Origin of the sequence: Streptomyces sp. SM10 (assembly GCF_002910915.1) — a bacterium.
Taxonomy (GTDB): domain Bacteria; phylum Actinomycetota; class Actinomycetes; order Streptomycetales; family Streptomycetaceae; genus Streptomyces.
Map to the genome: position 1 here is coordinate 43762 of NZ_NEUF01000177.1, position 13188 is coordinate 56949.

The 13188-nt window shown below is 70.6% G+C and carries 8 protein-coding genes and 1 pseudogene; 1 reads left to right on the forward strand and 8 read right to left on the reverse strand.

From position 1 onward, the window contains the following. Window positions 1-19: 19 nt before the first annotated feature. Window positions 20-1651, reverse strand: coding sequence for an L-glutamate gamma-semialdehyde dehydrogenase (gene pruA / locus B9S57_RS29560; RefSeq protein WP_103760238.1), 1632 nt, complete (start codon window positions 1649-1651; stop codon window positions 20-22). A gap of 100 nt (window positions 1652-1751) precedes the next feature. Then, window positions 1752-2732: a proline dehydrogenase family protein gene (locus tag B9S57_RS29565; RefSeq protein WP_103760239.1), complete on the reverse strand. Its 981-nt coding sequence runs from the start codon at window positions 2730-2732 to the stop codon at window positions 1752-1754. A 177-nt stretch (window positions 2733-2909) separates the two neighbouring features. Here B9S57_RS29565 and B9S57_RS29570 point away from each other — a divergent pair, with 177 nt between their 5' ends. Beyond that, window positions 2910-4049 carry a CdaR family transcriptional regulator gene (locus B9S57_RS29570; protein ID WP_103760240.1) on the forward strand — a complete coding sequence of 380 codons (1140 nt, stop codon included), beginning with the start codon at window positions 2910-2912 and terminating at the stop codon, window positions 4047-4049. Between the two features lie 243 nt (window positions 4050-4292). Here B9S57_RS29570 and B9S57_RS29575 read toward each other — a convergent pair. The 6 genes and pseudogenes from B9S57_RS29575 to B9S57_RS29600 form a co-directional block, all read right to left on the reverse strand. Beyond that, window positions 4293-4580: pseudogene (locus B9S57_RS29575) on the reverse strand (LysR family transcriptional regulator); the annotation flags it as partial. A gap of 66 nt (window positions 4581-4646) precedes the next feature. Beyond that, window positions 4647-6239: a phosphoglycerate dehydrogenase gene (serA, locus tag B9S57_RS29580; protein WP_103760241.1), complete on the reverse strand. Its 1593-nt coding sequence runs from the start codon at window positions 6237-6239 to the stop codon at window positions 4647-4649. Window positions 6240-6537: 298 nt separating this feature from the next. Then, the gene (gene ilvC / locus B9S57_RS29585) at window positions 6538-7539 is read right to left on the reverse strand and encodes a ketol-acid reductoisomerase (RefSeq protein ID WP_103760242.1); all 1002 of its coding nucleotides are present in this window, start codon (window positions 7537-7539) and stop codon (window positions 6538-6540) included. 103 nt (window positions 7540-7642) lie between these two features. Beyond that, on the reverse strand, window positions 7643-8170 hold the full coding sequence (gene ilvN / locus B9S57_RS29590; RefSeq protein ID WP_103760243.1) for an acetolactate synthase small subunit: 528 nt from the start codon (window positions 8168-8170) through the stop codon (window positions 7643-7645). Between the two features lie 22 nt (window positions 8171-8192). After that, window positions 8193-10049 (reverse strand): acetolactate synthase large subunit, encoded by a 1857-nt coding sequence (locus B9S57_RS29595; protein WP_103760244.1) that lies wholly within the window; start codon window positions 10047-10049, stop codon window positions 8193-8195. Between the two features lie 216 nt (window positions 10050-10265). Further along, the gene (locus tag B9S57_RS29600; RefSeq protein ID WP_103760245.1) at window positions 10266-13097 is read right to left on the reverse strand and encodes a bifunctional diguanylate cyclase/phosphodiesterase; all 2832 of its coding nucleotides are present in this window, start codon (window positions 13095-13097) and stop codon (window positions 10266-10268) included. Window positions 13098-13188 lie beyond the last annotated feature (91 nt).

The following is a 13188-nucleotide window of genomic DNA, read 5'->3' on the forward strand; positions in this document are numbered from 1 at the left end:
AGGGGGCGCCCCGGGGCGGTCAGCCCTGGTGCGGGTAGGTGTAGTCGGTCGGCGGGACCAGCGTCTCCTTGATGGCGCGGGTCAGCGTCCAGCGCTGCAGGTTCTGCGGGGCCCCGGCCTTGTCGTTGGTGCCCGAGCCGCGGCCGCCGCCGAAGGGCTGCTGGCCGACGACGGCACCGGTCGACTTGTCGTTGATGTAGAAGTTGCCCGCCGCGTAGCGGAGCTTGTCCATCGTGTACGCGGCCGCCGCGCGGTCGTTGGAGATGACGGCGCCGGTCAGCGCGTAGTCGGAGACCGACTCCATCTGCTCCAGCATGGCGTCGTACTTCTCGTCCTCGTAGACGTGGACGGCGAGGATCGGGCCGAAGTACTCGGTGGTGAAGACCTCGTTGGCCGGGTCGTCGCAGACGATGACGGTCGGGCGGACGAAGTAGCCGACGGAGTCGTCGTAGGTGCCGCCCGCGACGACCGTGCACGTCGGGTCGGCGGCGGCGCGGTCGATCGCGGCCTTGTTCTTGGCGAAGGAACGCGCGTCGATGACGGCGCCCATGAAGTGCGACAGGTCGGTGACGTCACCCATGGTGATGGAGTCGACCTCGGCCGCGAACTCCTCCTTGAAGCCGGAGTTCCAGATGGAGGCCGGGACGTACGCACGGGAGGACGCGGAGCACTTCTGGCCCTGGTACTCGAAGGAGCCGCGGGTCAGCGCGGTCTTCAGCACGGCGCGGTCGGCGCTGGGGTGCGCGACGACGAAGTCCTTGCCACCGGTCTCGCCGACGAGGCGCGGGTAGGTGCGGTAGTTGGCGATGTTGTTGCCGACCGTCTTCCACAGGTGCTGGAAGGTGGGGGTCGAGCCGGTGAAGTGGACACCGGCCAGGTCGCGGTGGTTCAGCGCGACCTCGGAGACGGCGATGCCGTCACCGGTGACCAGGTTGATGACGCCCTTGGGCAGCCCGGCCTCCTCCAGGAGCTGCATGAGCAGCACGGCGGCGTGGGTCTGCGTCGGGGACGGCTTCCACACCACGACGTTGCCCATGAGGGCGGGCGCGGTGGGCAGGTTCGCCGCGATGGCCGAGAAGTTGAACGGCGTGATCGCGTAGACGAAGCCCTCCAGCGGGCGGTGGTCCATGCGGTTCCACACGCCGGGGGAGTTCGCCGGGGGCTGCTCGGCGAGGATCTGGCGCGCGTAGTGCACGTTGAAGCGCCAGAAGTCGACGAGCTCGCAGGGGCAGTCGATCTCGGCCTGCTGGGCGGTCTTGCCCTGGCCGAGCATCGTGGAGGCGGCCAGCGTCTCGCGCCAGGGGCCGGACAGCAGCTCGGCCGCGCGCAGGATGATGGCAGCGCGGTCGTCGAAGGACATGGCGCGCCAGGCCGGAGCGGCGGCGAGGGCCGCGTCGACGGCGTCCTGGGCGTCCTGCTCGGTGGCCCCGGCGAAGGTGCCGATGACGGCCTTGTGGTTGTGCGGCTGCACGACGTCGACGCGCTCGCCGCCGCCCATGCGCTTCTCGCCGCCGATGGTCATCGGCAGGTCGATCGGGTTCTGGCCGAGCTCGGCGAGCTTCGCCTCCAGGCGGGCGCGCTCGGGGCTGCCGGGGGCGTAGGAGTGGACCGGCTCGTTGACCGGCGCGGGGACCTGGGTGACAGCGTCCATGAGTGCCTTGTCTCCTTGGTTGAGGTGGGTGGTCGGCCGGGCGGGTCCGCCCTGGTTCAGCCTGGTTGCGGCCCTGTGGTTCGAGCCGCGGCCGAACGCGTCAGCCCTTGGTGAGCACGGAGCGGCCGAAGAACAGCAGGTTGGCCGGCTTCTCCGCGAGGCGGCGCATGAAGTATCCGTACCAGTCGGTGCCGTACGCCGTGTAGACGCGCATCCGGTGGCCCTCGGCGGCGAGCCGGATGTGCTCCGCGCTGCGGATGCCGTACAGCATCTGGAACTCGTACTCGTCCAGTTTGCGCCCGGCCTGGCGCGCGAGCTCCTGGCCGATGGCGATGAGACGGGGATCGTGAGAGCCGATCATCGGGTAGCCCTCGCCCAGCATCAGCGTCTTCAGGATACGGACGTACGCCTTGTCGATCTCCGGCTTGCTCTGGTACGCGACGGAGGCGGGCTCCTTGTAGGCGCCCTTCACCAGGCGGACGCGGCTGCCCGCGGCGGCGAGACGCCGGGCGTCGGCCTCGGTGCGGAACAGGTAGGACTGGATCACGCAGCCGGTCTGCGGGAAGTCCTTCCGCAGCTCCTCGTGGATGGCGAACATCGAGTCCAGGGTGGTGTGGTCCTCGGCGTCCAGCGTGACCGTGGTGCCGATCGCTGCGGCGGCCTCGACGACGGGGCGGACGTTGGCGAGGGCCAGCTCGTGGCCGTTCGGGAATGCGGGGGCGAGCCCGGAGGGATCTCCGTCAAGGGTGGTGGTGGGCGACGGGAGGGCCTGGCCGAACATCGAGAGCTTGACGGACATCTCGGCGCGGGCGCCGAGCCCGAGCTCCTTCAGACGGCCGACGAGCTCCAGATAGGCGTCACGAGCGGCGGCGGCCTGCTCGGGGGTGGTGATGTCCTCACCCACGACGTCCAGGGTGACCTCGAGGCCCTTGGAGGCGGCGTCCTCGATGACCGGGACGACCTGGTCGACGCTCTCACCGGCGATGAAGCGGTCGACGACCTGCTTGGTGCCGGGCGCGGCCGAGATGAAACGACGCATCTTGTCGCTGCGTGACGCGGCGAGAATCACGGGACCCAGCACGGGGCACCTCCACGGAGTACGAACGAGGCCGGACCGGTACGCGTGTGAACGGACCGGGACGGCACGGAGAACCACTGTGAAATCTAGGGACCCCCGCAATCACGTGCCATCGACAGCTGTCACGCATCCGTGTACTGGATCTCAGACATATGTCTGAAGGGGTGCGAGAATGGCGGGGTGAAGGGCGATTACCAGGAGCTGGTCGACGAGATCTCCGCGCTGCTCGGCGCTCCCGCCACCCTGGAGAACCGCGACTTCGGGCTGGTCGCGTTCGGGGCCCACGACAGCGACGACGACACGGCCATGGACCCCGTCCGCACCCGCTCGATCCTGACCCGGCGCTCCACCCCCGCGGTGCGTGCCTGGTTCGAGGGCTTCGGGATCACCCGCGCCACGGGCCCGGTCCGGATCCCGGCCGCCCCGGAGGCCGGGGTGTTCCGGGACCGCGTCTGCCTGCCGGTACGCCATCGGGGTGTCGTCCTGGGCTACGTGTGGCTGCTGGACGCGGAGCCCGGGCCGACGGACGGGCAGCTGTCGGCAGCCATGGACGTGGCGGCCCGGATCGGCGCCCTGCTCGCCGACGAGGAGCGGGCCGGCGCGGACCTCTCCCGGGAATTCGGCGCGGTGCTCGTCGCCGGACGCGGCTGGCAGCGCGACATGGCGGTGGCCGCACTCCACGAGGCCCTGACCTCCGACGCGGAGGGGTTGCACACGGTGGCGTGCGTGATCCCCTGGCCCGGCGGGACCCCCTCCGTGCCCATGGTGCCGTCGGCGGCGGCCCTCACCACGCTTCCCGGGGCCGGCGTCCACGCTCTGGCAGCCCTCGTCCGGCTCCGCTCCCCCGAGGCCCTGGATCCGGCGACGACGGCCGCGGAGCGGCTGCGCACCGCCGCGGGGCCAGGCGCCACCGCCGGCCTCGCCGCTCCCCGCCGGGGGCTGGCGGAGCTGGCCGACTCCTGGCACGAGGCCCTGTCCGCCGCCCGCGCGGCCTCGGCGGAATCCCGCTTCGGCCCGGTCGCCGCTTGGGGGGCCATCGGCCCGTACCGCATGCTGACCGCCCTGCCCCGCCCCCCGGAGAGCGCCCCGGACCCGGCCGTCCTCCCCCTGCTCGCCCCGTCCCACGCGGAACTGGCCCGCACCGCCGAGGTGTTCCTCGACCGGGCGGGCCAGGCGAGCCGGACCGCCGCCGAGCTGGGCATCCACCGCCAGACGCTCTACTACCGCCTCGGCCGGGTCCAGCAGCTCACCGGCCTCGACCTGAACGACGGCGAGGACCGGCTGCTGCTGCACATGGCGCTGAAGGCCGCACGGCTGTGAACCGCTCCAGGTGCAGGTTCCGCAGTTTGGTGAGCACTTCCGCGCGATCATGAGCAGCGGTAACGTTCAGTAGCGGTCAGTTGTGTGAACGATCCTCCGTTCTGGGTGCTGCGCCCACTTCGCACCAGAACCCTGCTCCTGGACATCGAGGACGGGCTCCTCGTCCGGCGCGGGCCGCTGCCTGAAGGGGCGTCCTGGCCCGGCGGAGCGCCTGGAGCCTTCCCCTCGCCCGGCGAGGCGATGTCAGGGAGGGGTCGCGTCGCGGTCGCCTTCTTCTCGCGGTCCCAGTGGGCCGAGCCGGTGATCGAGCGCGGCACCGACGTCGGGGCATTTCGTGCGGATGACGTCGAGGAAGGCGTTCAGTGCCGGGGAACGGTCCCGGGCGCTGAAGGACAGGACCAGATCGGGCAGCGGCGTGCGCGGGGTCACCTCGCAGAACCACGTGCCCCGTCGTGGGGCCGTCAGCATGCGAGAGGGCCCCAGTCCGACGCCCACCCCGCAGGCTGCCAGGCCGATGATGGTGTGGATGTCCAAACGGCCGCGCCCGGCCGACGGATCAGGATCCGTCGGCCGGGCGCGGCCGTGTGACGCAGTGGATCAGTCGGTGAGGTTCACCGAACGCGCCGAGGCGGCGCCGATCTCGTCGGCGATCTCGGTGAGGACCGACTGCGGGATCGTGTCGTCCACGGTGAGGACGACCAGAGCCTCGCCGCCCGCGTCCTGGCGCGAGACCTGCATGCCGGCGATGTTCAGCCCGGCCTCGCCGAGGATCTTGCCGACCGCGCCGACGACGCCGGGACGGTCCTCGTACCGCAGGACGACCATGTGGTCGGCGAGCGCCAGGTCCACGTCGTGCTCGCCGATCGCGACGATCTTCTGGAGGTGCTTCGGGCCGGCCAGCGTGCCGGAGACCGCGACCTCCTCGCCGCTCGACAGGGTGCCGCGCACGGTCACCACGTTGCGGTGGTCCGGCGACTCGGAGCTGGTGGTCAGGCGCACCTCGACACCGCGCTCCTGAGCGAAGAGCGGGGCGTTGACGTAGCTGACGGTCTCGGCGACGACGTCCTCGAAGACACCCTTGAGCGCGGAGAGTTCGAGCACCTTCACGTCGTGCTGGGTGATCTCGCCGTAGACCTCGACGTCGAGCCGGGCTGCCACCTCGCCCGCGAGGGCGGTGAAGATCCGGCCGAGCTTCTCGGCGAGCGGCAGGCCCGGACGCACGTCCTCGGCGATGACCCCGCCCTGGACGTTGACCGCGTCGGGCACGAGCTCACCGGCGAGCGCCAGGCGGACGGACCTGGCGACGGCGACGCCCGCCTTCTCCTGCGCCTCGTCGGTGGAGGCACCGAGGTGCGGGGTGCAGACGACCTGGTCGAACTCGAAGAGCGGGGAGTCCGTGCAGGGCTCCTTGGTGTACACGTCCAGACCGGCGCCGGCGACCCGGCCCTCCTTGAGGGCGGAGGCGAGCGCCTCCTCGTCGACGATGCCGCCGCGTGCGGCGTTGACGATGCGCACCGAGGGCTTCACCTTGTGCAGCGCGTCGTCACCGATCAGGCCGAGCGTCTCGGGGGTCTTGGGCAGGTGCACCGTGATGAAGTCGGAGACCGCGAGCAGCTCGTCCAGCGTGAGGAGCTTGACGCCCATCTGCGCGGCGCGGGCGGGCTGCACGTAGGGGTCGTACGCGACGATCTTCATGCCGAAGGCCGACATGCGCTGGGCGACCAGCACGCCGATGCGGCCGAGGCCGACGACGCCGAGGGTCTTCTCGCTGAGCTCGACACCCGTGTACTTGGAGCGCTTCCACTCGCCGTTCTTCAGGGCGGTGTTGGCCTGCGGGATGTTGCGCGCGGTGGCGACGAGCAGACCGCAGGCCAGCTCGGCGGCGGTGACGATGTTGGAGGTCGGGGCGTTGACGACCATCACGCCGGCCTTGGTGGCCGAGGAGACGTCGACGTTGTCCAGACCGACGCCGGCACGGGCGACGACCTTGAGCTTCTTCGCGGCGGCGATGGCCTCGGCGTCGACCTTGGTCGCGGAGCGCACCAGGATGGCGTCGACGTCGGCGATCGCGGGGAGGAGTTCGGCGCGGTCCGCGCCGTTGCAGTGCCGGATCTCGAAATCCGGACCCAGGGCGTCGACCGTGGCGGGCGACAGCTCTTCGGCGATGAGTACGACAGGTTTCGAGCTCACGTGAGTCCTCACAAGTCCAGTGCGGACGGCCGTCCCGACGGCCGCAGGCGGTGGAGGGGCTAGCCGCGTGGAAGACGCACGACACTGTGGGCCCTGACGCGTGTATGTGTTGAGAAGTGTAGTCATGCGGCCGGGCATCGGCTGCGCCCCGGTGGAAGGATCACCCGCACGGGGTGGACGGTCTGTACAGACGTACGGCGCCGTCTCCTGCCACCCTCCTCTCCCCGCAGTGACACGGGGTGTGAGGCCGGCCTTGCGCCGGGGGCGGGCCCGTGCGGACCTGCCCCCGGCGAAGAACTCAGGCGTTCTCGTCGTCGACCCAGCTCATGAGCTTGCGGAGCTCCTTGCCGGTGGTCTCCAGCAGGGACTCGCTGTCGGCCTTCTTGTACTCGTTGTACTTGGGCAGACCGTTGTGGTACTCGGCCATCCAGTTCTTGGCGAAGGTGCCGTCCTGGATCTCGGCGAGGACCTTCTTCATCTCGGCCTTGGTGGCGTCCGTGATGATGCGCGGGCCGGTGACGTAGTCGCCCCACTCGGCGGTCTCCGAGATGGACCAGCGCATCTTCTCCAGGCCGCCCTCGTACATGAGGTCCACGATGAGCTTCAGCTCGTGGAGGCACTCGAAGTACGCGATCTCCGGCTGGTAGCCGGCCTCGGTCAGCGTCTCGAATCCGGCCTTCACCAGGGCGGCGGTGCCACCGCAGAGGACGGCCTGCTCACCGAACAGGTCGGTCTCGGTCTCCTCGGTGAAGGTCGTCTTGATGACGCCGGCGCGGGTGCCGCCGATGCCCTTCGCGTAGCTGAGGGCGAGCTCCAGGCCCTTGCCGGTGGCGTCCTGCTCGACGGCCACGATGCACGGGACGCCGCGGCCTTCCTCGTACTGGCGGCGGACCAGGTGACCCGGGCCCTTCGGGGCGACCATGCAGACGTCGACGTTGGCCGGCGGCTTGATGAAGTCGAAGCGGATGTTCAGGCCGTGGCCGAAGAACAGCGCGTCGCCGTCCTTGAGGTTGTCCTTGACGGACTCCTCGTAGACCTGGGCCTGGATCGGGTCCGGGACGAGGATCATGATGACGTCGGCCTCGGCCGCCGCCTCCGACGGGGTGACCACGCGCAGGCCCTGCTCCTCGGCCTTGGCCTTGGACTTCGAGCCCTCGTGCAGACCGACACGGACGTCGACACCCGAGTCACGCAGCGACAGCGCGTGGGCGTGGCCCTGGCTGCCGTAGCCGAGAACCGCGACCTTGCGGCCCTGGATGATGGACAGGTCGGCATCGTCGTCGTAGAACAGCTCGGCCACTGGGTCTTCTCCTTGGTGTGCAGGTGTTGCGTCCCACCGTACGGCGGGGAGCGTGGGGTTCGTTGCCGGGTCTCGCCATACGAGCGGCGAGGGGTCCGGAGGGTTACGCCGTGCGGTCGAGTGCGCGCAGGGAACGGTCGGTGATCGAGCGCGCGCCGCGCCCTATGGCGATGGTGCCGGACTGGACCAGCTCCTTGATGCCGAACTGCTCGAGCATCTTGAGCATGGCCTCCAGCTTGTCGGCGCCCCCTGTCGCCTCGATCGTGACGGCCTCCGGGGAGACGTCCACGGTCTTGGCGCGGAACAGCTGGACGATCTCGACGATCTGGGAGCGGGTCTCGTTGTCTGCGCGGACCTTCACCAGGACGAGCTCCCGCTGGATCGCTGCGGTGGGCTCGAGTTCGACGATCTTCAGGACGTTGACCAGCTTGTTGAGCTGCTTGGTCACCTGCTCCAGGGGCAGGCCCTCGACGTTCACGACAATGGTGATGCGTGAGATGTCGGGATGTTCGGTGGTACCGACCGCGAGCGAGTCGATGTTGAAGCCGCGCCGGGAGAACAGGGCCGTGATCCGGGCGAGGACACCCGGCTTGTTCTCGACCAGGACGGAGAGGGTGTGCTTACTGGACATGGAGTCGGTCTCTCTCTGTCTCTCAGTCGTCTTCGTTGTCGCCGAAGTCGGGGCGGACGCCGCGCGCTGCCATGACCTCGTCGTTGGAGGTGCCGGCTGCGACCATCGGCCACACCATGGCGTCCTCGTGGACGATGAAGTCGACGACGACCGGGCGGTCGTTGATCGCGTTGGCCTCGGCGATGACCTTGTCCAGGTCGGCCGGGTCCTCGCAGCGGATCGCGTAGCAGCCCATGGCCTCGGACAGCTTGACGAAGTCGGGCACGCGGGTGCCCCTGGCGGCGTTGCCGTCGGCGTCCGGGCCGGAGTGCAGCACGGTGTTGGAGTACCGCTGGTTGTAGAACAGGGTCTGCCACTGGCGGACCATCCCGAGGGCGCCGTTGTTGATGATCGCGACCTTGATCGGGATGTTGTTGAGCGCGCAGGTGGTGAGTTCCTGGTTGGTCATCTGGAAGCAGCCGTCGCCGTCGATCGCCCAGACGGCGCGGTCGGGCATGCCCGCCTTGGCTCCCATCGCCGCCGGGACGGCGTACCCCATGGTCCCGGCGCCGCCGGAGTTGAGCCAGGTCGAGGGCTGCTCGTACTGGATGAAGTGCGAGGCCCACATCTGGTGCTGGCCGACGCCCGCCGCGAAGATCGTGCCCTCGGGGGCGAGTTCGCCGATGCGCTGGATGACCTGCTGCGGCGAGAGGCTGCCGTCCTCGGGCAGGTCGTAACCGACCGGGTAGGTCTCGCGCCAGCGGTTGAGGTCCTTCCACCAGGAGGTGTAGTCGCCGGTGTTGCCCTCGGTGTGCTCGGCCTGGACCGCCTGGACGAGGTCGGCGATGACCTCGCGGGCGTCGCCGACGATCGGGACGTCGGCGGCGCGGTTCTTGCCGATCTCGGCCGGGTCGATGTCCGCGTGGACGATCTTGGCGAACGGGGCGAAGCTGTCCAGCTTGCCGGTGACACGGTCGTCGAACCTGGCCCCGAGCGCGACGATCAGGTCGGCCTTCTGCAGCGCGGTGACGGCGGTGACCGAACCGTGCATGCCGGGCATTCCCACGTGCAGCGGGTGGCTGTCGGGGAACGAGCCGAGCGCCATCAGGGTGGTGGTGACGGGCGCTCCGGTGAGCTCTGCCAGGACCTTCAGCTCGGCGGTCGCGCCGGCCTTCATGACGCCGCCGCCGACGTACAGCACCGGGCGCTTGGCCTGGGCGATGAGCTTGGCGGCCTCGCGGATCTGCTTGGCGTGGGGCTTGGTGACCGGCCGGTAGCCGGGCAGGTCCATCGACGGCGGCCAGCTGAAGGTGGTCCTCGCCTGCAGCGCGTCCTTGGCGATGTCGACGAGGACGGGTCCCGGGCGGCCGGTGGAGGCGATGTGGAAGGCCTCGGCGACCGTGTGCGCGATGTCCTCGGCGCGGGTGACCAGGAAGTTGTGCTTCGTGATCGGCATGGTGATGCCGCAGATGTCGGCTTCCTGGAAGGCGTCCGTACCGATGGCGGCCGAGGCCACCTGGCCGGTGATGGCGACCATGGGCACGGAGTCCATGGCCGCGTCGGCGATCGGGGTGACCAGGTTGGTCGCGCCGGGGCCCGAGGTGACGATGCAGACGCCGACCTTGCCGGTGGCCTGCGCGTAGCCGGTGGCCGCGTGACCGGCCCCCTGCTCGTGGCGGACCAGGACGTGCCGGACCCGGGTGGAGTCCATCAGCGGGTCGTACGCCGGGAGGATGCAGCCACCGGGGAGGCCGAATACGGTGTCGGCCCCGACTTCCTCGAGAGAACGGATGAGGGACTGCGCGCCCGTGAGGTGCTCAACGGAGGCGGAGGACGGTCCGCCGTTACGGGCCCGCGGCTGCGGGTGCTGGGCCCCGGTGGCCTGCTCGGTCATCGGCATTCTCTTCTCGAAGCTGAGGGTTTATGCGGTGTTTTTGCGGGGTTTTGACAGGTCCCGGTGCAACAAAAAACCCCTCGTGCCGTGAGGCAAGCGAGGGGAGCGCGCCGGTGCGGTCTGCAAGGTGTCCATGAGTGACCCTGCTTCAGCCGACGCGCTTTCCAAGTACGAGAATTCGGGTGCGCATGGCATTGACCCTCTCTCCGGCACGCTGCGGTGTCAAGTGGGTGGGACGGCAGTCTCATCATGTGAGCGGCTCTGGAGTGGGATCGCGCCACCCGCCAGCACCGGCTGAGCGGACGGACCGACGCCCGGGACGGGGTACTTCCCCCGGATCAGCGTGCGACGCAGCCTGTACTCGTCCAGCGGGCCCGCGAAGGCCATCCCCTGCCCATGGGTGCACCCCATGGCACGGAGCGCACGCACCTGCTCGGGCACGTCCACCCCGTCGGCCACGGACTGCATACCGAGATCGCCGGCGATGCGCAGCAGCCCACTGGTGATCTTGTGAAGCCTCGCCGACTCGACGACGCCCTCCACGAGGCAGCGGTCCAGCTTCAGTACGTCGATGGGGAGCCGGCGCAGGGCGTTGACGGCGGCGTACCCGCTGCCGAAGCCGTCGAGCGCGATCCGGACCCCGAGGCGGCGCAGCGCGACCAGCCGCTGCTCCAGCTCGTCGAAGGAGATCCGCGGGTCACTGTCCGCCACCTCGATCATGAGAGCGCCGGAGGGCAGCCCGTGCCGGGTCAGGAGCGCCTCGACGGAGCCCGGGGGCAGGGCCCGGTCGAGGAGCCGGGCGGCCGACACACGCACGGAGACGGGGACCGGATGACCGGCCCCGAACCGGTCCGCGGCCTGCTCGACGGCCTCCTCCAGCAGCCAGGTACCGAGCTCGGCGGCACGGTCGCTGTCCTCGGAGACGCGGAGGAACTCGGCGGGGGTGAACAGGATGCCCTGGGAGGAGCGCCAGCGCGCCTGGGCGGAGACGGCCGCGACGGTGCCGCTGGCCAGATGGACGACGGGCTGGTGGAGCAGGGCGAACTCACCGTCGCGCAGGGCGGTGCGCAGCCGTGCCGCGAGCTCGGAGCGGCGTACGACGTCGGCCTGCATCTGGGGGGCGTACAGCTCGACCCGGTCCTTGCCGCCGGCCTTCGCCCGGTACATGGCGAGGTCGGCGTTGCGCATGAGGTCCTTGGGCGTGATGGAGGGCTCGGCGAAGGCGACCCCGATGGAAGCGGCCACCCGGACCTCGCCGGTCCCGATCCGGTACGGCTGGGAGAGCCGCAGGCGCAGCCGGTCGGCGATCTCGTGGACCTGGCACTCCCGGGCGGCCTGGTCCCGGGTGCCGTCGCCGACGATGAGGGCGGCGAACTCGTCGCCCCCGAGGCGTGCCGCGGTGTCCGAGGCGCGCACGGACTCCTGGAGGCGGCGGGCGGCCTGGACGAGGAGCTCGTCGCCCGCCTGGTGGCCGATGGAGTCGTTGACCGCCTTGAAGCCGTCGAGGTCGATGAAGAGCACGGCGGTGCCCGGGTCGCCGGCCCTGCGGCCGCCGAGCGCCTGGCCGACCCGGGTGGTGAACAGGGCGCGGTTGGGCAGATCGGTGAGCGGGTCGTGTTCGGCGTTGTGCTGGAGCTGTGCCTGCAGCCTGACGCGCTCGGTCACGTCGCGGCTGTTCAGCAGCAGGCCGCCCTCGTGGCGGTTGACGGTGGACTCGACGTGGAGCCAGTCGCCGTTGCCCGAACGGAAGCGGCACTCGATCCGGGTGGTCGGCTCCTCGCGGGAGGGCGCGGCGAGGAAGCGCCGCAACGCGTGGACCACCCCGCCGAGGTCGTCGGGATGGATGATCGAGGAGAGCTCCGCACCGACGAGGTCCTCGGCGTCACGGCGGTAGACACCGGCCGCCGCGGGGCTCACGTAGCGGAGCACCCCGCTGGGCTCGGCGATCATGATGACGTCGCTGGAGCCCTGCACCAGGGAGCGGAAGTGGTTCTCCTTCTGGGCCAGTTCCTGGGTGAGCGCGATGTTGTCGAGGAGCATGATGGCCTGCCGCAGCACCAGGGCGAGCACGACCGTGCAGCCGGTGAGCACCACGACCCGGTCGACCCTGCGGCCCTCCACCACGTTGTACAGGATGCCCAGGGTGCAGACCGCCGCGGCCAGATAGGGCGTGAGCGCGGCGAGGGACCCGGCGATGGGGCGACTCAGGGCACGGGGCTCGGGGGCGGGGGCCTCGACAGCGTTGTCCTGACCGCGGCGGGCCCCCCAGGGGGCGTACGCGAGGATCAGGGAACCGGCGAACCAGCCCGCGTCCAGCAGTTGGCCCGAGTGGTACGCCGAGCGCAGCAGCGGGGCCGTGAACAGGGCGTCGCACACCACGGTCAGGGCGAGGCCGGCGATGGCGGTGTTGACCGCGGAGCGGTTCATGTTGACCCGCCGGAAGTGCAGCGCGAGGACCATGGAGACCAGCACGATGTCCAGCAGCGGGTAGGCCAGCGAGAGGGCCGCCCTGGCCACGCTCTCCCCCGCGGCGTTCGCGAGGTGGGCGGTGTGGGCCAGCGCGAGGCTCCAGGAGAGCGTCAGCAGGGATCCGCCGATCAGCCAGGCGTCCAGCACCAGGCAGACCCAGCCGGCGCGTGTGACGGGCCGTTTCGCGAGGACGAGCAGCCCGACGATGGCGGGCGGCGCGAAGCAGAGGAAGAAGAGGTCCGCCGGCGAGGGGGTGGGCACCGGGCGCCCGAGCACCACCTCGTACCACCCCCAGACCGCGTTGCCTCCCGCGGCCATGGCCGAGGAGAGCGAGAAGAGGAGCCAGGCGGGCCGGAAGCGGCTGCCGCCGGTGCGCGCGTAGAGGAAGCACGACACGGCGGCGATCAGGGCCGCGACGCTGAGGCCGAAGTCGCCCATGAACAGGGCGACTCCGGGAGATCCCCAGCCACAGGCCGCTCCTAGGCCGTATCCGGCGCAGACGGTGGCGAGGACGAGCTGGGAGCGCAGCCCCACGGTCCGCCCGGAGGACGACTGCCGGGAGAGCAGGGTCCCGAGGGCGCTCACCGGTGCGCTCCGCGGGCAGGTCCCGGCGCCCTCGCCGCCGCCGGCCTCTCCTGCCCGCCCTGCCGCGTCGGATCGTCTCTCCACTGGCCGA